The organism is Vibrio sp. SBT000027, from assembly GCF_963894355.1.
GTDB classification, from domain to species: domain Bacteria; phylum Pseudomonadota; class Gammaproteobacteria; order Enterobacterales; family Vibrionaceae; genus Vibrio; species Vibrio splendidus.
Genome location: NZ_CAWQGD010000001.1, coordinates 1794079 through 1814248, shown reverse-complemented (window position 1 = coordinate 1814248; position 20170 = coordinate 1794079). Strand labels below are relative to the sequence as shown.

The following is a 20170-nucleotide window of genomic DNA, read 5'->3' as shown; positions in this document are numbered from 1 at the left end:
CTGTTGAAAGGCTAAGTTTTAGAAAGACTTAGCCCTTTAAAAACACCTACTCCAACTAAATATCTATGCCCTCGCGGGTAGGGCATAGATCATTCGAAAATTCGCACAAGGAAATGCAGTATGGCCGTAGCAAGCTATGAAGGAATAAAGATAAACAACCTTTTCCACGAATACGTGGCAGGCAAGCCAATCCTTAAAGGCATTAATATTGATATCGATGAGCCAGGTATCATCGCGATCATTGGTCCATCTGGTACCGGTAAAAGTACGCTTCTGCGCTGTATCAACCGACTCAACGATCCAAGCCAAGGTGAGATCATATTTGATGGCGCAGACCTGACTCAATTAAAAGGTCAAGCGCTACGTAAACAGCGTCGACACATCGGCATGGTGTTTCAAGAATATAACCTAGTGGAACGTTTAACGGTTATCGAGAACGTGTTGAGTGGCCGTTTGGGTTACATGACCGCTTGGAATGCATGGCGTCGTAACTACTCTGCGCAAGACCTAGCAAAAGCGTTTGAGTTACTTGAATTTGTTGGCCTGCAAGACTTTGCTAACCAACGTGCCGACAGTTTATCGGGCGGCCAAAGACAGCGTGTCGGTATCGCTCGCGCAGTAATGCAAGACCCATATATCTTATTGGCGGATGAACCGACTTCATCACTCGACCCGAAAACCGCGGTTGAGATCATGGAGTTGATGGAGACATTCGCAGAACAGAAAAACATCCCAGTGTTGGTGAATATCCACGATGTGAACTTAGCCAAGCGTTATGCCAAGCGCATCATCGGCATGTGTAACGGTAAAGTGCATTATGACGGTAGCCCTGAAGGGATTTCAGAAGAAGATCTAAAAATCATTTACGGGGGTGAGTCATGGCTGGATTAACCCCAAGTTCATCGCCAAGCGTACCGTCAAACCAGTCGCCAGCGAAGCATGAAAACCCGTTCAAAACCTCATGGACTAACCGAGCAATCATCGCTGCAATCATTGGCTACCTGTTTTACAGCTTTGCGACGTTAGGACTGACTTTTGATCGTTTGGTCATCGGTTTTGGTGAAAGTGAGCGGTTACTATCAAGAATGTTTCCGCCTGATTTTTCGCGTACTAGCTTACTGCTGAGTGGATTAGCGGAAAGCTTACAAATTGCGATTATCTCAAGCTTCTTTGGCATCGTTATTTCATTGTTTCTGGGCTTGTTAGCTGCGAGAAATATGATGCCTTCAATCGTATCGACGCCAATACGTTGTTTCATCGCACTATGTCGCTCTTTTCACCCGGTGATCATCGCAATCCTATTTGTGAAAGCGGTGGGCTTCGGTGCCCTTGCTGGGATCCTGACTTTGGTCTTCGCATCGATTGGTTTTATTGCCAAGCTTTTTGCAGAAGCGATTGAAGAGATCTCTTTTAAACCGGTTGAAGCGATTAAAGCAACCGGTGCCAGTTTTATCAGCGTCATTTTGTATGCGGTAATGCCTCAAGTATTTACTCGTTTTATTGGCTTTGCTAGTTACCAGTTGGATTCAAATCTACGTAACTCAACCATGGTTGGCATTGTGGGTGCGGGCGGCCTTGGCGGCACGTTATTTTCGGCATTCCAACGTTTTGACTACGACTTTGTCGCCGCTATTTTGATCACCATCATCGCATTGATTCTTGTGGGTGAATTTCTTTCCAACATTGTTAGGAGAATCTTCTGATGACAACTGCATCTATCGAAAAAGAGTGGCAGCGTTTTACACCCAACGAACGCGTGGCTCGATTTGCCGTTTACCTGAGCTTAGTGTGTGCGATTGTTTGGTCTTGGCAGACGGTTGAAGTGATTCCTGAGTTCCTATACGACGCGCCAGCGCAGTTTGCTGACATGTTCGAGCGTATGGTGCCAGTGGACTACGCTTTCTATCCTGAATCAATCCACGCAGCGATGATTGAAACACTGCACATTGCGACGTTAGGTACCTTGTTTACCTTGATATTTGCGATTCCATTGGCGTTGTTGAACGCGCCAAATATCACACCTAATAAAGCGCTGAACTGGGTGGCTCAATTCTTTCTGGTGTCTTCACGTTCTGTGAACTCATTGGTTTGGGCTTTGTTGTTTATCGCACTATTTGGCCCCGGTGTTCTCGCAGGCATTATGGCAATTGCCATTCGCAGTATCGGCTTTGTAGGGAAGCTGTTAGCGGAAGCGATTGCCGAAGTGAACATGGGGCCTATCGAAGCTCTGCGCGCAACTGGCGCTTCTTGGATGAGCATCTTGCTTAAAGGGTATTGGCCACAAGTGATGCCCGCATTCTATTCCATCGTATTGTTCCGCTGGGACATCAATGTGCGCGAATCTGCGGTATTGGGGTTAGTGGGCGCTGGTGGTATTGGCGTGGTGCTAAACGATGCGCAGAACCTTTTTGAGTGGCAAAAAGTTTCGATGGTATTAGTGAGTATCTTCGCAGTGGTTATCGTTGCAGAAGCCGTAGTGATCCACATCCGTAACAAACTCATATAAACATATAGTGCAATGCAGCGTGTTTTGTGTGATGTGTCAAAGTTAAGAGCTTATCTAGCATTTTGAAGCTCAAACGACCCTAGGTACTTCGGTCTACCTAGCGGTCGTTTTTTTATGTCTATTGAGTGACCTAAGACCTTGTTAGAAGTAGAAGGGCGTGACTCGTTTTTAAGTGTCTAGCTTTTAACTGCCAGCAGCGCATCCACAAATTCTGCAAACCCATAGCCACCTGGCTGCGACATCACCTTACTTGGATGATGATCTAACTTATCCCAATAATGCTTAATGTTTGCCACGCCAACGGTGAGTGGTAGTGATTCGAACATCTGTTGATCGTTCATTGAATCGCCGACATAGCAGGCTTGATTGTGGATTTGCTCAAGCGATAAGCCTTTATTAGTAAGGATACGGTGCACGGCGTTTTTCTTTGAGTGTTCGCCATACCAAGCATTGATATGAATCGAACTTGCCGTCGCGTGTGCGCCTAAAGCGTGTATTCTTTCGAGTACCGCTTGAACAGTTTCAGGATCAACAGGCTTACGGTTTTGGCCGATATCAATCGCGACCTCACACAAGCGGTAAGATTGATCCAAAGTTAGCGATAGGTCGGGGTAACTCAACAAGATCGCTTCAACTTCTTGTTTTAGCTTAGCTTGGTTCTGACGCACTTGTTCTAAAGGTGTTTCAGATGAGAGTTGTAATGCACCATCTTGCTTCTCTAGTAAGAAGGCGCCGTTCTCTCCAAGCACGGCATCGACAGGCCAAAGCTGTGCAATATGGTCACACCAACCAGCACAGGCTCCCGTTACTGCGACCACTTTGATTCCATTGTCTCTCAGCTTTTGTAACGCAATCAGGGTTTCTGGAGGGAGTGAACCTTGCCAAGTGAGCGTGTCATCGACGTCGGTTAATACCCAGTTGATGTGTTGCCAGTCATTACCTAGTTGGTGTTCCATCCTCAAACTCACTTATTCGGGTTTATTGTGTTGCGTGGAGTGCTCAGTTCGTCGTAAAGCGTCTTTCACTCAGTGTTACTAAGTGTCGTTAACTAATGCTTAACCGTGTTTAGAAAACACAATGTTTAGCAAAATCACCGGCTTCATTGGCAGTCCAGTCGCCTTTCGGCTTTTCTTTCATATCTGTACACCAAGCTTCACTGCCCACTTCTGTACAAGCCATCAGTTGAGTCGCTAGAAATAGAATTAGCGCGATTTTTTTCATAATAAACATTCCTTTATTCTCTAAATCTCTGCTTATAACTGTACCAAATACGACTAGAGATTGTTATAGCAGCCAGTGACATAAGTTTGCTAAAAACGATATAGAGTTGGACTTGGTTCTAAGATGGGAAGTGAAGGGGTTAGGCCGTCGCGATAGTCAAAATCAAAGTAATAGATTGATAAAGAGATTGAGGGCGAGATCGAAAAAGCCAGCAACATGTGCTGGCTTTGAAATTCTTGTGCGCTTCTATTTGTTAGTGCGCTTTAACTACTTGTCGAGTTATACCAGTTTCATCTCTTGGATGATGTCCGAAGCGATTTCTGGCTTCGTGCTCGTTGGTTTCTCGTGTAGGTCTGCTTTCAATTGTCCCTTACGGTTACTTAGGCCTGCTTCAAGTTTCTTGAGTGCTGCAGCGATAGCTGGGTACATAACATCGTCTGTAGATTTTGCTGTTACTCGTACACCTTCGTAGTTGGTGAATACTTCTACCTGATGTTGACCGTGTTCTTTAGTAATGATGATGTCGCAACTGATCAGTGATGGGAAATGGTTCGATATCTTCTCGAATTTACTTTCGATGTCTTTGCGTGACTCGTCGTTAATTGATACGTGATGTGTTTGAACATTTATTTTCATAAATCATACCTTTCCAATGACTGTGTCATTTAAACGTAGCAAACATCGGTGAGTTTAACCAACTGCGAAATAGCACATGTGTGATTCACTTCAGTGTTATCAAATAATCTCCCATTACTCCCTTGAAAGTCCGGTGAACTGGTCGCATATTATGTTTCGTGAATTTCAAACGTGTTTAAAAATCCCTCACCTTTGAAGTATTACTCCAATTCACTCTTTCAACTTAGTTTTTATCGCCCTAATCACGCATCACTCCAAATACTTATTCTAGTCTGCTTTTATAAATCCACCTCCATTTTAGTGAACAAAACATACTTGCTCTGTCGATATCACAATTACTGATATAAAGAACAATGAGATATTGAGATGAGTTTTGGTGCGGGATACTCTAACAGCCATCTTCTATTAGGATCCGTTATCATGAAAATGCCTGTTAAATTCGCTGTAATCGCAGCTTCCCTTTCTTTCGCTTTTAATGCCTTTGCTACCCCTGTTGAGTTTCAGAAAATTCCAGAGATCATGCAGCAATTTGAAACGGCAGAACTGTACGTTAAGAAGTCGGTCACCTTAGGTCGTTTACCAGCCGAGTCTGAAATTGGCATTGATTTCCCGACCTATGTTTCAGACGGTGAGGGCGGTTACAGCATCGAGACAAATAACGTAATGACAGATTCTGTTGTTATCGCAAGCATGCCGAAAGCGATTGTGGATGATGTTTTCAACCAATGGCTAGTACCTAAAGAGACATGGATCAGTAGCTACGGATCTTTGCCAACCTCAACCACTGAATTTAAGCCCTTTAAGCGTATTAAAACCATTAAAGCGATTAAGATCGATGCTGAAATGCTTGAGCTGTTAGGCAGTGAAGATGGCAACACGGCGATGATCAAAGTGAGCTGGGATGAGAAGGGAATGAAGGTCTATAAGGATGGTTACTTAGCGGATTATGAGTACGGGATTGCCCCTCATGAGATGCAAGAAAACTATGAGCTAGCGCCTAAGTAATTCAGTTCAATGTAAGAAATCGCCTAGTTTTTGCTAGGCGCTTTTTTAAAACCCACCAAAACATGACGAAACTCACACTTTTCTGACAATTTACCGCTCGTTGTGTTAGCATGCGCGGCTTGTCTTTGTAATTGATAAAAAACATATTACTCAGCGGATTTCTTTGTCTATCTGCCCGTAATGACCTCATTCAGTTTGGCCTGACTTGGCTGAACATCTGCATTTTGCTCGGACGCAAAGAGAGTAGTACTCACTACTTCACTATGTACATTTGAGAGCACCATCTATCAAAGGCCTTTTTGAAACAGCCTAAATTAGCGCGAACTTAGTTCTGCGTGAAGGGTTTCGTTTTTCCAAAAATCCCTCTCGGCGGCTAAGTACTCCTTAGTTGCTGACAAGTAAGGAGTCTATATGACGACTACGGTATCTACGTCCGTACCTACATCTCAAGCTGGTAACACAGCGCCGACAGAGAAAGAAGTAAACCACCCGTTTCTCTCTTTGGTTATCATGGTGATTGTTGCTGCAATCGCAACTTACTTCATCCCTGCTGGTGAGTTTGAACGAGTGGTCATGAATGGCCGCACGGTTATCGACCCAGACAGTTACACACTATTAGCCAGTAACCCAACAACATTAGCCTCTTTTTTCGAATCATTTTTTAAAGGCTTCAAATCCGCTTCTGGTGTGATGGGTGTTGTGGTATTCGTTGGTGGTGCTTTCGGCATTATCAAACACATGGGTTTGTTAGACGCATCTGTCGTTGCGCTAACCACTAAGCTAAAGAAGCAAGGCTTGTACGTGATTGCACCTGTGATCATGACTGCGATCTTCTTCAACGTCACCTTCACCGGTATGCGTGAGCTTGATGTCATTTTTATCTCTTTGATGATCCCTATCTGTATTAAACTTGGCTATGACGCGATAACGGCACTTGGTGTTGTTTTACTGGCAAGTTGTGCTGGTTTTGCCGCTGCGCTAGCTAACCCATTCTTCACAGGTATCGCACACACTATTGCTGAACTGCCTATGTATTCAGGCATGTGGTACCGCTTTATTGTTGGCATGTTCATGTTGCTAACGGGTGCTTGGTATGTACTTAACTACGCGCGCAAAGTTAAGCAAGATCCAACCAAAGGTTTGTTGCATGGTACGGGTTACCACTACGAATCTAGCGTTGAAGCGAAAACACTGACTTCTCGTGAAAAGCTTGCGGGCATCGCATTCTTGGGCGTATTCGCATACATGATCTTCGGCACTTTGACGATGGATTTCGGCTTTACCGAGATTGCGGGTGCATTTGTGGCAATGGCGATCATTCCAGGTTTGGTTGCCGGTTTATCTCCGAACAAGATTTGTGAGTATTGGACTAAAGGTGTTAGCGATGTATTGGTGGCAGTACTGATCATCTTCTTCGCGCGCTCAGTGTTGACCATTATGGAAGATGCGAAGATTGTTGATTCTATTATCTTTTATCTTGCACAGATCATTTCTGGTAGCTCTAAACTCGTGGCAGCAGCAGGGATCTATTTCTCGCAGGCTGCGATCAACTTATTCATTCCGTCTGGCAGTGGCCAAGCTGTGATCACTATGCCAATCATCATTCCATTGGCAGATATTGGTCAAGTGACTCGTCAAGTAGCAGCACTTGCTTCTCAACTGGGTGATGGTATTTCTAACTATATTTACCCAACTAATGGTGGCTTGTTAGCGGTATTGGCTATTGCAAAAGTGCCTTACACTAAGTGGGTTCGTTTCTTCTTACCGCTGTTCTTGTTCTGGTCAGTGGGCGCTTTGATTTCAGTTGTGATTGCTCAAATGATTGAGCTAGGGCCTTTCTAAGGGTTTCTGTTTAATCGAATGCATGGACAGTTAAGGCTTAACTGAGGCCGTGTGAATGAATAGAAGGCAGCGAATTCGCTGCCTTTTTTTGTTTAAAGAAAAGCTATTCTAACGTCAAAGATTATTCTTCAAATTGGTAAGAAGAGGGCACCACAATGACGCCTTTTTTCGATATATGAAAGCGTTTAGCGTCGGCAAGTCTATCAATGCCGATTTGGGTTCCATCTGGCACTTTTACGTTTTTATCGATGATGCAGTTCTGAATGTGGCAGTTTCGCCCAATCTCGACGTCTTCAAACAGAATACTATCAATCACAATCGCGGCATTGCTGACTTTGACCTTAGGGAAGAAGATAGAGTTTTGCGCCGAACCCCCTTCAATCACTACGCCATTCGCGATCATCGAGTTTATGAATATCCCTTGGTTTCCTTCTACAGAAGCAATGGTTCGCGCTGGTGGAAGTTGCGGATCATAGGTGCGAATCGCCCAATCTGGTTGGTATAAATCGATAGGTGAGGCTGGCTTCAACAGATCCATATTGGATTGGTAATATGAGTCGATAGTACCCACATCTCTCCAGTACGCATCTTGGGTCACTCGGCCTTCTTCATCACCAAACTTGTGCGCGTAAACACTGTTGTTGCCGACCAATTTAGGAATGATGTCTTTACCAAAATCGTGGCTTGAGTTCGGGTCTTCGGCATCCGCCAGTAGCGCTTGTGTTAACACCTCTTTATCAAAAACGTAAATACCCATTGAAGCCATGCTTCGAGTCGGCCTACCGGGTACACATGCTGGGTAACGTGGCTTTTCGGTAAAGTTATTGATCTCGAGAGATTCGTCTATCTCCATCACACCAAACTCTTTGGCTTCATCAATTGAAACTTCCATGCACGCCACGGTTAGATCGGCCTCGTTCTTTTTGTGTTGCTTGAGCATTGGCGCGTAATCCATGCGATAGATATGGTCGCCTGATAACACCACCACATGCTTAGCTTCACTACGAGAAAGCAGATACAAGTTTTGATAAATCGCATCGGCTGTGCCGCTATACCAGCTATCACCGGTTCGCATTTGTGGGGGAACATTGGTGATGTATTCGCCGAGCTCGGGGTTAAGCACCGACCAACCATCCCTTAAATGTTTTTGCAAAGAGTGAGATTTGTACTGAGTCAGCACTAGAATTTGGCGAAGCCCAGAATGCAGGCAGTTCGCGAGTGTGAAATCGATGATTCGATATTTGCCACCAAAGGGCACTGCAGGTTTTGCACGGTTATCGGTGAGGGGAGAAAGCCGAGAGCCAACACCGCCGGCCAGAACGATTGTTAGAGTGTCTTGCATGGTCAGAACCTCAATGTATTTATGATTATGAACATAGACTTGCAAGCACTAAGCCAAATGTAACTCATTGAATATTAAACGAGGTGAGATTGATTCTTGTAGATCTGCACCAAATTGATGCGTACGAGATATTGGCTTGCTCTATTTTGATCCGAAGAGATCTGGGCAAAGTGAGGGGGTGAATTAACAAGATGACGCACGGGAAAGTTGCATTACAAAACTGTCAATAAAATGAAGGAATAAAGTGATCAGGTCGATATAAATTTATACAAATAATCATAACCTTTCACAAATTGATTTCCATCAATAAAGTAGGGTTATTATATGCTACCTTGCACGCAAAATAAGAAATGATTACTCATTCACCAATAAAAATTAAGCCCTCAAAAGGAAATTATAATGAAAAAAACAGTATGTGGTATTGCGGTTATTGCGGCTCTTATGTCAACCAATGTTCTTGCTCATAAAGAAGGTGATTTCATCATCCGTGCAGGTGCAGCAACGGTATCTCCAAACGACAGCAGCGGCGCAGTGCTTAACAATCCAGACCTAGAGTTTTCAGTAGATTCAGATACTCAACTAGGCCTTACTTTCGGCTACATGTTCACTGACAACATCAGTTTTGAAGTACTAGCGGCGAGCCCTTTCTCTCACAATATTTCTGTTAATGGCCTAGGTAAAGTTGCTGACACCAAGCACCTTCCACCAACGTTTATGGTTCAGTACTACTTCGGTCAAGCGAACAGTGACTTCCGTCCTTATGTAGGTGCGGGTATCAACTACACGGTATTTTTCGATGAAAGTTTGAATGGCACGGGTAAAAGTGCAGGCTTAAGTGACCTATCTCTTGACGATTCTTGGGGCTTGGCGGCTAACATCGGTATTGATTACATGATCAATGAAGATTGGTTCTTAAATGCGTCAGTTTGGTATGCAGATATTGGTACAACAGCTAAGTACAAACAAACAGTGGGTGGAACAACAACACAATACTCAACAGATGTTGATATCGACCCATGGGTATTCATGATCGGTGGTGGTTACAACTTCTAAGCCATTTAATCAGTTTATTAAAGGCGCTCAAGCACCAGCCAGCTTGGGCGCTTTTTTTTGCTTGCTTGTTAATGAAATGCTCACTCCAACTTATTGTTGTTATGGGTAAAGAAAACTGATTGTTGTCATTTATTGTTAATAAAAGAGAAAGATAAGTGTCATAACAGCCCTCTATGATCGCGTTTCAAATCATGGAGGATATATGAATCGTAAATTTAATAAGCTGACACTATTATTGCCTATTGCGGTAAGTTCTGCTCTGGTTGGGTGTTCTCAGTCAACTTCAACGACTGCAGCATCATCTCAAAGATCACTTGATGCTTTTAGCCTTCAATGCCAATCCATCCAACAACCGAGCAAGACAGATGCTGAGGTAACCGGAATCAGCCTAGTTGGTCGTTCAATTGCCGATGCCCCGTTTGATACTTCAGCAGCCGAAATCGTCAGCTACGATTCATGTACCGATAAGCTTTATGTTGTGAACGCTCAAGCACAAAAAGTCGATGTGTTATCGATGAACTCTGACAGCTCACCAGCATCTGAGGGCTCTATCGACCTTCAATCAGCGGCTGCAGCTTCTGGTATTGATATTGGTGCCGCGAACAGTGTGTCGACTCATCAAGGATTAGTTGCTGTCGCGATTGAAAATGCTGACAAGCAACAAAACGGCATCATTGCACTTTATCGTTCAGACACGTTAGAGCTGATCACTACTTATACGGCTGGTGCATTACCGGACATGGTGAGCTTCTCGAAAGATGGTCGCTACATTGCCTCTGCAAATGAAGGTGAGCCGAATGCGGATTACAGCATTGACCCTGAAGGTTCAGTAACGCTGGTGGATTTAACCAATGGCCCTTTGCAAGCGAAAGTCACGCAGATCGATTTCAAGGCGTTCAATCAAGGTCAGCCTCGCCATGCAGAGCTGACCGACAAGGTTCGAATCTCCGCTCCTAATGCAACTGTTGCTCAAGATCTAGAACCTGAATATCTAACGTTTGCTGATAACGGAAAACTCTACGTAGCCCTTCAAGAGAACAACGCTTTGGCAGCGATTGATGTGGCGAGTGCACAAGTCGATGCAATTCTGGGATTAGGCGGCAAGCCTTGGGATAAAGCTAAGCTAGATGCGTCAAACAAAGACAAAAACATCGGTAATCTCCAAAGCTACGCAATGTTAGAAGGCCTTTACATGCCAGACAGCATCACTAGCTACAGCGTTGATGGTAATACCTACATTGTGACTGCGAATGAAGGTGATGGTCGTGAGTATGGCATCAAAACCACGCAAGAAATGTGTGACGAGAAAGGTTTTGAGTGGGATGGTGATGACTATAAAGGCACCGAAAACTACACAACAGAAAAAGACTTTTGTATCGCTTATGTCGATGAAGTGCGTGGCAAGAAGTTAGACGTTGATGCTAACCACCCATTGGCTGGTGCATTGAAAGACAATAATCAATTGGCTCGCCTTAAGGTGATTAAGCCACAAGGGACACTTGCCGCCGACCAAAAGGTTCAAGCATTCGGTAGCCGCTCATTCTCTATCTGGGATGAGTCGGGTGAGTTAGTGTTTGATAGTGGCGATGATTTTGCTCGAATCGTACTTGAGCAAGATCCTGCAAACTTCAACAGCACCAATGATAACAACCAAAGTGGTGACGATCGCAGTGATGATAAAGGGATTGAACCTGAAGCCATCGAAGTGGCTGAGATCAACGGTAAGCACTATGCATTTATTGGACTTGAGCGCCAAGGTGGCATCATGGTTTACGACGTAACACAGCCTAAAAACGCAAGTTTCATCAGCTACTTGAACAATCGCGACTTTACTCAGCCAGTGTGCACTAAGGTTGATGAAGACGGTGATTGCGACAACGAGACTTACAACGCTAAAGCGGGTGATTTAGGCCCTGAATCAATTAAGTATTTCACACGTTCAGGTAACCACTTTATCGCTGTCGGCAATGAAGTAAGTGGTAGCACATCAGTTTACCGCGTTGAGTTTTAATCACGCTTCTTACTAGCAATTAGATTGAATCAAAACAAAAGCGCCACTACTGAATAAGTAGTGGCGCTTTTTAGTTCATCGCTTGTTTAGTAGCGATAGCAAAGGCCTATGGCTGTTGCTTAGTTGGTGCTAGAGCAATCTCACGGATACATACGTTCTGTGGTTGTTGGTAAGCGAATGATACTGCGCGAGCAATATCGTCAGCTGCCAATACGCCGCCCATGTCTTCTTTCCAAGAATCGTAACCGTCTTTGATCTCTTGAGATGTTGTGTGAGACAGAAGTTCAGTCTCTACAGCACCCGGTGCGATAGTGGTAACACGAACATTTGAAGCAGCAACTTCTTCACGAACGTTCTCAGAAATCGCGTGTACTGCGAATTTAGTACCACAGTAAGCAGCATGGCTTGGGAAAGTTTTCTTACCCGCGATAGAGCTGATGTTGATGATAGTGCCTGTATTGCGTTCCATCATCGGAGCAAGTACAGATTGCATGCCGTTTAGAAGACCAATTACGTTCACGTCGAACATTGTCTTCCACTCTTGTGCGTCTTGAGTATCGATTTGACCAAGAAGCATCGCGCCAGCGTTGTTGATAAGCGCATCTACAGGACCAAACTTCTCTTCACCTTGTGCGATAGCTGCATCAAAAGATGCTTTGTCTGTTACGTCTACTTTCACTGATAGTGAGTTTGGTAGGTTCAACGCTTCAAGGCGGTCAACACGACGAGCTAAAAGTAGAAGAGGGTGACCTTCATCGCTTAGACGACGAGCGATTGCTTCACCAATACCAGAGCTTGCACCTGTAATTACGATTAGTTTTTTCATTTTATTTCCTCTGTACTTTTATTGCGTCGGTTGGCTACGACGTGTTGTTTAAGTGCATTCGAATCAAGTGCTTGTTGCCTTGCTTCGTTGCGATGGAGGTATATTAAGGAAAATAGCATTGTTGATATATAGCGCTTTACTTGAAACACTGTTGCTGTGGTGCAACAATGAACATGTGCTCTCTATTACTTCATCATCTTAAAATCTCACAACTAAGCTGGCGACCATGCTCAATCAAATTAACCTGTCTGATATTCGTTCTTTCGTGCTTATCGCTCGTTTAGGTAACTTCACTAAAGCAGCGGAGGAGCTTGATGTGTCGCGCTCCCACGTATCACGCCAAGTGAGTAGCCTGGAAAAACAGATGGGTGTGACCCTGTTTATTCGCACCACTCGAACCTTGAGGCTGACGCACGCAGGGCAAGATCTGTACGCGAGATGTGAACAAGCCTTAGATAATATAGACCAAGCCTTGATTGCTGCGGTGGACGATGTCGAAGAGGTGCGCGGCGATATAAAAGTAAACTGTGTTGGCGGTTATCTGGGCGAGGTGATCATCGCGGATCTGGTCAATGAGTTCATGCAACTCTACCCAGACATCAGCATCAGTCTTGATTTCAGTAGTAACCGAGTCGACTTGATTGAAGACGCGTTTGATATCGCTTTTCGTATGGGGAGTCTTGAAGATGCGGGCTTTATCGCTAGAAAGCTATTGGATATTGAAATGGGAACACTCGCGAGCCCTGAGTATTTCGCTCGTAAAGGAAAGCCAAGTCATCCTAAAGATCTGATCCACCATGACTGCTTAACGGGATCGGTGCGTAAGTGGAGTTTTCAAGCACTGGACGATACTAAGAAAACAGTCGATGTGCATGTGACGGGCAGACTGCAATGTAAAAATGGGCGAGTGTTGGTGCAGGGCGCGAAATCGGGCAACGGAATTATTCGTGTTCCAACCATCTATTGCTTACAAGAACTGAACGACGGGCAATTGCTGCAAGTGTTTGAAGAATGGGTGGTGCCTAAGGTCGACTTTTCAGCGATCTACCATCGAGACCGCTATCAACCGAGCCGAATTCGAACCTTTATTGATTTTGTGAAAGGCCGTTTTGAGCAAATGCCAGTCAGCTAAATGGCGCGTGCTACCTTCCTCCTTCTTTTGGCAATAGTTGGACTGGCTTGGGCTTACATCTCGTCGATTTCGTTTTGTAGGTTTTCCAGCTGGTCTAGAATCAACAAGAACTTCTCGCCGAACGGCGTCACTTGGTATTCAACTCTTGGTGGCAGTTCGTTGAACATCTGCTTATCTAAAATCCCAAACTCCACATTTCGCTTCAAGCATTCATTCAATACCTTGGTCGATAACCCTTCGACCGAGCGCACCATTTCACCGGGACGATTAATGCCATTTGCCAGTAATTGGTAAACCGTTAGCGACCATTTACAGCCGTAGATGGTTTCTACCATGCGAGCTGAGCGCTCTGGTGCTGATTTTCTTGAAAAAAAGTTTTCCTGATTTTTCATAAAGATGTACCAATAAGTACCTACCTAACCGATTTGTACTTACTATTCATAGTGTTAGTTCAAAGCCTAAGATTACCACGTTCACATGACTTAGGAGATAACAAAATGAACTTCACTAAAAATGGTATTGCAGTAGTAATCGGTGGCACAAGTGGTATGGGCTTTGAAACAGCGAAGCAGTTAGTCGCTCAAAACATCCATGTGTTGGTTGTCGGCAATAACCCAACTAAGTTAGATAAAGCGGTGTCAGAACTTCAATCACTAGGCCACGCTTCTGGTTGGCAAGCTAACCTTTATAATGATGCGAGTGTGTCTCGCCTTATTGCACATTTAGAGTCGCTCGAAGAAGGTATTGGTTACCTTGTTAATGCTGCAGGTTACTTCAACCCTAAAGCGTTTATTGAGCACCAAGAATCTGATTACGAGCAATACATGCAGCTTAATAAAGCAACCTTCTTCATTACTCAAGCGATAAGCAAGTTGATGATCAAGAACGGCGGCGGCAGTGTGGTTAACGTTGGTTCTATGTGGGGTAAGCAAGCAATCAAAGCGACGCCATCTTCTGCCTATTCAATGGCTAAAGCTGGCCTGCACGCGTTAACACAACACATGGCAATGGAACTGGCTGAGCATAACATTCGTGTGAATGCGGTTTCCCCGGCTGTGGTTAAAACGCCGATTTACGAATCTTTCATTAAGCCGGAAGAAGTGGATCAAGCGTTAGAAGGTTTCAACGCATTCCATCCGATTGGTCGAGTTGGTTTGCCGAAAGACATCGCCAATAGCATCTCTTTCTTACTGTCAGACAGTGCTGATTGGGTCACGGGTGCAATCTGGGATGTTGATGGCGGTGTGATTGCTGGCCGCAATTAATTAGGCTTCTTTTTAGGTGGCTGTCGCGTAGGCAAATAGCAGCGAGATGGCCTCCTTGATGAGTATTCGCGTAGAATAGAAACGAGAAAGACAACAATAATAATTAAAACGATAACAAGAGTAAGGTCGCCATTATGTTCAACATGGACTTTTCAAAGAGACTGGTTATAGAAACCGAGACATTAGATTGGATTGCAAGCCCTGCTAAAGGGGTGTGGCGTAAGCCGCTTGAAAGAGAAGATAAAGAATCAGGTCACACGACCAGCGTGGTGAAGTACGATCCTGAATCTTCGTTTTCTGAGCACCCGCATCCGCAAGGCGAAGAAATCTTCGTGTTAGACGGTGTTTTCTCTGATGAAACTGGAGATTTCCCTGCCGGTACTTATATCCGTAATCCCCCGGGCAGTGCGCATTCTCCATCAAGCAAAAATGGCTGCACGATCTTGGTGAAGCTCAACCAGTTTGATGCGAGAGACTTAACTCAAGTTCGCATTAATACTCTAGAAACAGAGTGGCTTCCGGGTATTGGTGGTTTACAAGTGATGCCACTGCATGAATTCGAGCACGAGCATGTCGCTTTAGTGAAGTGGCCTGTTGGCGAACGTTTTCAGCCGCACCGTCACTTTGGTGGTGAAGAGATCTTTGTGTTGTCAGGCACTTTTAAAGATGAACATGGCGAGTATCCAAAACACACATGGATGCGTAGCCCTCATATGAGCGAGCATTTCCCTTATGTGGAAGAAGAGACGGTTATCCTAGTGAAAACGGGTCACCTGCCATTGGATTAAAGGAATGCTCAATATAAAGATGAGAAAGCCGCATTGTTTTGAACAAGCGGCTTTTTTAGTTTTTATATATGAGCTGACTAGTAAGCGACACCAATACGTTGGCGTGGGAACTTGCCAGCTTCTAGTTCATCAATCATCGCGATAGCGTAGTCGCTGACGGATATTTTGCTGTTGCCATCTTCGTCAGTGAGCAGTTGATCACCACCTGTGCGGTAGGTTGATAGCTTATCGCCCGGGAAGATTTCCGCAGCAGGGCTAACGAATGTCCAGTTAACCTTGTCATTAGATTGTTTGAACACTTCAAGGGCTTCTCCTTGTGCTAGCGCTTCGTTTTTGTAGTCCGCAGGGAAGTCAGGAACGGTAACTAACGGTACGTTTGGCGCCACTTCTAATGAGCCTGCACCTCCTACCCAAAGTAGACGTTCGATGCCAATGCTTGGCAATGTATCAAGCAACTTAGCTGCTGTGTTTTTTACGATGTCGTGATTGCCTAGAGCGCGTCCACCAATCGAAGCAATTACCGCATCAACGCCTGAGAAAGCGGTCGCTAGGCTTGCCGCTTCCTCTTGTAAATCAAATGAACGAATTTCAACATCGCTGATTTCTACGCGGCTTGCATCTCTTACAACAGCAACAACTTCGTGTCCGCGAGATTGAGCTTCTTGAGCGATGTGACTACCAATCCAACCTGATGCGCCTAATACTGCAATTTTCATAATGTCTCTCCAATTATCTAATTTATTGAGTCTGTTTCTCGACAGCCATTGCAGTCTAATAGCTCACTAGGTTGCAATAAATATCGTAAAATGATGTAGATTGTATCTATACAGTTATCTAATAGGCTTGGTTAAGTCGGTAAGGGAGAGTGTGATGGACAGGTTGACGGCGATGCGTAGCTTTGTTGAAGTCGCAAATTGCGCCAGTTTTACTCAAGCAGCAGAGCATTTGGACATGAGCCGTTTACAGGTTTCACGGCATGTTCAAGAGATCGAAGGGTGGTTAAAGCAGAGGCTATTACACAGAACGACTCGTAAGGTAAGTTTGACGACAGCGGGGGAGATTGCGTTACAACGTTGCGAAAAAATACTCCATGAAACGGCGGAGCTAGAAGTCACTGCACTTAATCAAACCGATGCTCTTTCAGGTGTGATTCGCATAGCTGCACCCATTGGTTTGACTCAGCACATGTTGTTGGGTGTGGTTGAACAGTTCACAGAGCTTCATCCCAGTATCACAGTAGAGCTATTTGCTTCTGACCATTTTGCTCAGCTGGTGGATGATAGAATCGATATTGCGCTGCGCTATACCGATCAACCTGACGATAGTTTGATTGCTCGAAAGCTAATGGAAATTGATTCGGTGGTGTGTGCCTCACAAGGCTACCTAGACAAACACGGTGAACCTAAAACGGTTGAAGCACTCCGACAACACAATTGTTTTCGTCATTTGAGTGTCTCTAAGTGGGATTTTGTTAAGGATAACCAACATTATTCGGTTGAAGTGTCGGGGACTATTAAGGCCAACGATGTTGGGGTGTTAGCTCGCGCCGCACAGCATGGCAAAGGGGTTGTTCGATTACCTTGTGATTTAGCGAATCCGTTGATAGCAGAAGGGAAGCTGAAACGAATTTTGGATGATTTTGTTTCACCGAGTAGTGTGCTTTGGGCGGTGTACTTGTCCCGTAGTTATCAGCTGCCTGTTGTTCGTCAGTTCATTGATTTTGCAGCAGAAGCTTGGTCTAGCGATATCAAATCTGGAGACGTTTAAGCTTACATCGCTCATAACTTGTCTCGTCCTAAAATAGAACCAAATAAATATATAAGCCCATAAATACAAAAATCCGATATCAAAGGTGATATCGGATTTGAACTCAATAATTCAGAGTTCCAGCACGCTCTCCTCTCACGAAGTCTTTATATGTAATGATGTACGGATAATCGGGTGTTTATCGCCTTATCGTTGATGCTAGGTAAAGGCTGATACAAGCTTTTGGTAATGTCTGATAATACTTGGTCGTAGACTTGCGATACCACAGTAGAGATATCACTGGTTAACTCGTACATGCTATCTGCTGGTTGGGTCGCTTCAGTGCTTGATGCGATCTCGGTAAGTGCATGCATCGCACGTGTACAAATGGGTGACCCACTGCTGATAGGGCAGATAATCGATAATTGGTTGAGTTTACGATGTGTCTGAGATGCGTAGAATTTGAATCTCGCATACTCTTCAGGTTTTTCCATATCAGGTATGCACATTCTCAGCTTGGTCAAGATCTCCATGCAGTCTAAGATCTGTTGCCAATTCATGTGGTATTCACTACTCATGTCTTCTCGCTCAGACTGGATCAGCCAGATGATCATCACTTCATCCATCAAGAACATGCTGTGGCGAATTGTTTTGCCATGAATCGATTGGTTACGCACCAAGCTGCGGTTTTGCCAGTCGCTGTGCATGGCAATGAGCTTAAGGTGATAGATGCGATACATAGGGCGACTATCAAACGACACATGGGATTGGAGCAATTCAGAGACCTCAAGTATGTTGTCGTAAATCTCGTTCACTTTACGAATCGAGTCGCTAGACAATTTATACGCCAGAGCGAAATGCGTTGCAGCGCGATGTTTACGTGATAACAGCAATAGCTCTCGAAGCAAAACTAAGGTTTCGAATCGGTGTGATAGCGCTGTTTCTCTCTTCCTTGAGAAATGATACAGGGCGGAAAGTACTAATAGGGATAAACCCACTGAAATAACTACAAACATATTCTACTCCTAATATCTGTATACCTACTTAGTGGTAGTGCAGACGCCGTGCCAAAATATATAATTGTTATATTTCAATTGCTTATGTTTTTTCTCTATTTATGGATGTTCAATAATGGTGCATGACTTCACCATTCGAGTGAATTTTTCTCATATTTTGCAGGACTTTTTGAGAGGTTACGCTTTTCTTGTGATTAGGCTGGGGAGGTTTCGATAGGTAGGGACACTTCGGCGATCAATCTCTAGCTCGTCTCAAAATACGGAAATTAAAAAGGCCTAATTCTTTAATGCTATTAACTAGAAACAGCATTAAAGAATTAGGCCTTTCAATATTTATTAGCGATCCAATTATCGCCAGCGCTGGACACTGACGATTAAGCGTTATGCAAGCTTAAGGTCGAACTCAGTGCGGTACATAACCATATCTTCAATGGTCAGTACTGGCATGTTGTGCATTTTACCGAAAGCAACGATCTCTGGCGCTTTTGCCATCGTGCCATCTGGGTTGGTTACTTCACACAGTACACCGGCAGATTGAAGACCAGCCATTTGCATAAGATCCACTGTACCTTCTGTGTGGCCGCGACGAGCAAGTACACCACCTTTACGAGCACGCAATGGGAATACGTGGCCAGGGCGAGCAAGGTCAGTAGGCTTAGCTGTTGGATTTGCAGCTGTCTTGATCGTTGTTACACGGTCAGCGGCAGAAACACCTGTTGTTACACCAACTTTCGCTTCGATAGTTACGGTAAACGCAGTTTGGTTTGCGCTGTTGTTATCAACAACCATAGGTGGAAGTTCAAGTTGGTTCGCTTGCTCGTCAGTTAGACACAGACACACAATGCCGCTGCATTCGCGGATCATAAGCGCCATTTGAGCATTCGTCAGGTGTTCTACTGAGTAGATGATGTCGCCTTCGTTCTCACGATCTTCATCGTCAAGTAGAAGTACGCCACGACCTTCGCGCAGAGCTTGCAGTGCGTTTTCAACGCGAGTGATTGGTTCGCCAAATTCGGCAAGTAGTGAAGACTGATTCATGGTTAAACTCCTAAAATATCACCAGAATCAGGGCTGTATGAGGGATCTCAACCGAGCACAACAAAGCCTACTCATTACAAGTAACTTGTACCAATCGTAGTAAACAACTGGTCATTCTAGCTGGTTAAAACCCTTGATAACGGCGTTAGAATTTTTGACCGTAGAATAACTACTTATCGAAAAATTTTGCCTTGTTCTCAAGCGTTTTTCCTGCGCTATCTCTGATCATTTATTTACTGTGATTGGTATTAGCTCATTATGGTTTTATCCAAAACGAAATGCACCCGCCTAAGTTGGAGGTACGAACCCAACTCACGCGGGTACGCTTTTCCAACTTAAACGAGTGTGTTTTCATTCTCTCTCATCCGGACTATGACCGTCGGCTCTGGCATCTCACCAGATCTGCTGACCTCGACGAATCGAGCGCTCGCGGGCTTATCTTTAGATTTTGCTAAGGACATACCGCCGGTGGGGAATTTCGCCCCGCCCTGAGAATAAAAATTAATAATCTGTTTTGCTTTTGAAAGCAGACCAGATGGTAATCCTTTCAATAGTGGATTTAAAGGACTGACAGCAAAGTTTTTAAGATTCTGGCCTTATAATCCGGTAAGTGTTCACTTTATCAGCAGAACGCGTCCGGTAGTCTATTAGTGGGATGATGCCTTTGTCTCGTTTGGTTTCAGTGATTTTTGCTATCTCTATGAACATAAATGGATGTTGTACATTATTGGTGCTGGCGTGGC

General features: G+C 44.5%; 20 protein-coding genes and 1 riboswitch. Of the genes, 11 read left to right on the top strand and 9 right to left on the bottom strand.

Going from position 1 to position 20170, the window contains the following annotated elements; genetic code table 11:
• Nucleotides 1–120 precede the first annotated feature (120 nt).
• Genes phnC through phnE (AACU28_RS07725) form a run of 3 tightly spaced genes read left to right on the top strand, consistent with a single transcriptional unit; the run spans nt 121 to nt 2506 of the window.
• Nucleotides 121–891 carry a phosphonate ABC transporter ATP-binding protein gene (gene phnC, locus AACU28_RS07735; RefSeq protein ID WP_004732991.1) on the top strand — a complete coding sequence of 257 codons (771 nt, stop codon included), beginning with the start codon at nt 121–123 and terminating at the stop codon, nt 889–891.
• Nucleotides 879–1703, top strand: coding sequence for a phosphonate ABC transporter, permease protein PhnE (gene phnE, locus AACU28_RS07730; protein WP_017087092.1), 825 nt, complete (start codon nt 879–881; stop codon nt 1701–1703). The genes phnC and phnE (AACU28_RS07730) overlap by 13 nt, the downstream gene beginning before the upstream one ends.
• A complete protein-coding gene (phnE, locus tag AACU28_RS07725; protein ID WP_121602699.1) occupies nt 1703–2506 on the top strand; it encodes a phosphonate ABC transporter, permease protein PhnE in 804 nt (267 codons plus the stop codon). The genes phnE (AACU28_RS07730) and phnE (AACU28_RS07725) overlap by 1 nt, the downstream gene beginning before the upstream one ends.
• Nucleotides 2507–2682: 176 nt before the next feature.
• Here phnE (AACU28_RS07725) and AACU28_RS07720 read toward each other — a convergent pair whose 3' ends face one another.
• The 3 genes from AACU28_RS07720 to hpf form a co-directional block, all read right to left on the bottom strand.
• Nucleotides 2683–3462, bottom strand: a complete 780-nt coding sequence (locus tag AACU28_RS07720) for an HAD-IIB family hydrolase (protein WP_121602698.1) — start codon at nt 3460–3462, stop codon at nt 2683–2685.
• A 109-nt stretch (nt 3463–3571) separates the two neighbouring features.
• Entirely contained in the window at nt 3572–3727 is a 156-nt protein-coding gene (locus AACU28_RS07715; RefSeq protein ID WP_004732998.1) for a DUF3012 domain-containing protein, read from the bottom strand.
• Nucleotides 3728–4006: 279 nt separating this feature from the next.
• On the bottom strand, nt 4007–4363 hold the full coding sequence (hpf, locus tag AACU28_RS07710; protein WP_004733000.1) for a ribosome hibernation-promoting factor, HPF/YfiA family: 357 nt from the start codon (nt 4361–4363) through the stop codon (nt 4007–4009).
• Between the two features lie 420 nt (nt 4364–4783).
• Between hpf and AACU28_RS07705 the strand changes: the two genes are divergently transcribed.
• Together AACU28_RS07705 and AACU28_RS07700 are read left to right on the top strand one after the other, a co-directional pair.
• The gene (locus AACU28_RS07705) at nt 4784–5368 is read left to right on the top strand and encodes a hypothetical protein (protein WP_121602697.1); all 585 of its coding nucleotides are present in this window, start codon (nt 4784–4786) and stop codon (nt 5366–5368) included.
• 411 nt (nt 5369–5779) lie between these two features.
• Nucleotides 5780–7210 carry a YfcC family protein gene (locus AACU28_RS07700; RefSeq protein ID WP_102482138.1) on the top strand — a complete coding sequence of 477 codons (1431 nt, stop codon included), beginning with the start codon at nt 5780–5782 and terminating at the stop codon, nt 7208–7210.
• Between the two features lie 121 nt (nt 7211–7331).
• Here AACU28_RS07700 and glgC read toward each other — a convergent pair whose 3' ends face one another.
• The gene (gene glgC / locus AACU28_RS07695; protein ID WP_017087095.1) at nt 7332–8552 is read right to left on the bottom strand and encodes a glucose-1-phosphate adenylyltransferase; all 1221 of its coding nucleotides are present in this window, start codon (nt 8550–8552) and stop codon (nt 7332–7334) included.
• Between the two features lie 399 nt (nt 8553–8951).
• On the opposite strand from glgC, the gene ompW reads away from it, so the two are divergent.
• The gene (ompW, locus tag AACU28_RS07690; RefSeq protein ID WP_102455469.1) at nt 8952–9605 is read left to right on the top strand and encodes an outer membrane protein OmpW; all 654 of its coding nucleotides are present in this window, start codon (nt 8952–8954) and stop codon (nt 9603–9605) included.
• A 202-nt stretch (nt 9606–9807) separates the two neighbouring features.
• A complete protein-coding gene (locus tag AACU28_RS07685) occupies nt 9808–11616 on the top strand; it encodes a choice-of-anchor I family protein (protein ID WP_121602696.1) in 1809 nt (602 codons plus the stop codon).
• 106 nt (nt 11617–11722) lie between these two features.
• Here the strand turns inward: AACU28_RS07685 and AACU28_RS07680 are convergent, their stop codons facing one another.
• Nucleotides 11723–12442, bottom strand: a complete 720-nt coding sequence (locus tag AACU28_RS07680; RefSeq protein WP_004733012.1) for an SDR family oxidoreductase — start codon at nt 12440–12442, stop codon at nt 11723–11725.
• Between the two features lie 226 nt (nt 12443–12668).
• Between AACU28_RS07680 and AACU28_RS07675 the strand changes: the two genes are divergently transcribed.
• On the top strand, nt 12669–13574 hold the full coding sequence (locus AACU28_RS07675) for a LysR family transcriptional regulator (RefSeq protein WP_004733015.1): 906 nt from the start codon (nt 12669–12671) through the stop codon (nt 13572–13574).
• 53 nt (nt 13575–13627) lie between these two features.
• Here the strand turns inward: AACU28_RS07675 and AACU28_RS07670 are convergent, their stop codons facing one another.
• Nucleotides 13628–13966 (bottom strand): winged helix-turn-helix transcriptional regulator, encoded by a 339-nt coding sequence (locus AACU28_RS07670; protein WP_004733017.1) that lies wholly within the window; start codon nt 13964–13966, stop codon nt 13628–13630.
• A gap of 105 nt (nt 13967–14071) precedes the next feature.
• Between AACU28_RS07670 and AACU28_RS07665 the strand changes: the two genes are divergently transcribed.
• Together AACU28_RS07665 and AACU28_RS07660 are read left to right on the top strand one after the other, a co-directional pair.
• Nucleotides 14072–14839 (top strand): SDR family NAD(P)-dependent oxidoreductase, encoded by a 768-nt coding sequence (locus tag AACU28_RS07665; protein ID WP_102447806.1) that lies wholly within the window; start codon nt 14072–14074, stop codon nt 14837–14839.
• Nucleotides 14840–14973: 134 nt separating this feature from the next.
• Nucleotides 14974–15627: a cupin domain-containing protein gene (locus AACU28_RS07660; protein ID WP_017090856.1), complete on the top strand. Its 654-nt coding sequence runs from the start codon at nt 14974–14976 to the stop codon at nt 15625–15627.
• A gap of 77 nt (nt 15628–15704) precedes the next feature.
• Here AACU28_RS07660 and AACU28_RS07655 read toward each other — a convergent pair whose 3' ends face one another.
• Complete coding sequence (locus tag AACU28_RS07655) at nt 15705–16343, bottom strand: NAD(P)-dependent oxidoreductase (RefSeq protein WP_017090857.1); 639 nt, start codon at nt 16341–16343, stop codon at nt 15705–15707.
• A 154-nt stretch (nt 16344–16497) separates the two neighbouring features.
• Here AACU28_RS07655 and AACU28_RS07650 point away from each other — a divergent pair, with 154 nt between their 5' ends.
• Nucleotides 16498–17394, top strand: a complete 897-nt coding sequence (locus AACU28_RS07650; RefSeq protein WP_121602695.1) for a LysR family transcriptional regulator — start codon at nt 16498–16500, stop codon at nt 17392–17394.
• Between the two features lie 146 nt (nt 17395–17540).
• On the opposite strand, the gene AACU28_RS07645 is transcribed toward AACU28_RS07650, so the two are convergent.
• Complete coding sequence (locus AACU28_RS07645; protein ID WP_121602694.1) at nt 17541–18389, bottom strand: hypothetical protein; 849 nt, start codon at nt 18387–18389, stop codon at nt 17541–17543.
• 381 nt (nt 18390–18770) lie between these two features.
• Entirely contained in the window at nt 18771–19427 is a 657-nt protein-coding gene (ribB, locus tag AACU28_RS07640; RefSeq protein ID WP_004733029.1) for a 3,4-dihydroxy-2-butanone-4-phosphate synthase, read from the bottom strand.
• Between the two features lie 349 nt (nt 19428–19776).
• Nucleotides 19777–19927, bottom strand: a riboswitch (FMN riboswitch).
• Nucleotides 19928–20170: the final 243 nt, after the last annotated feature.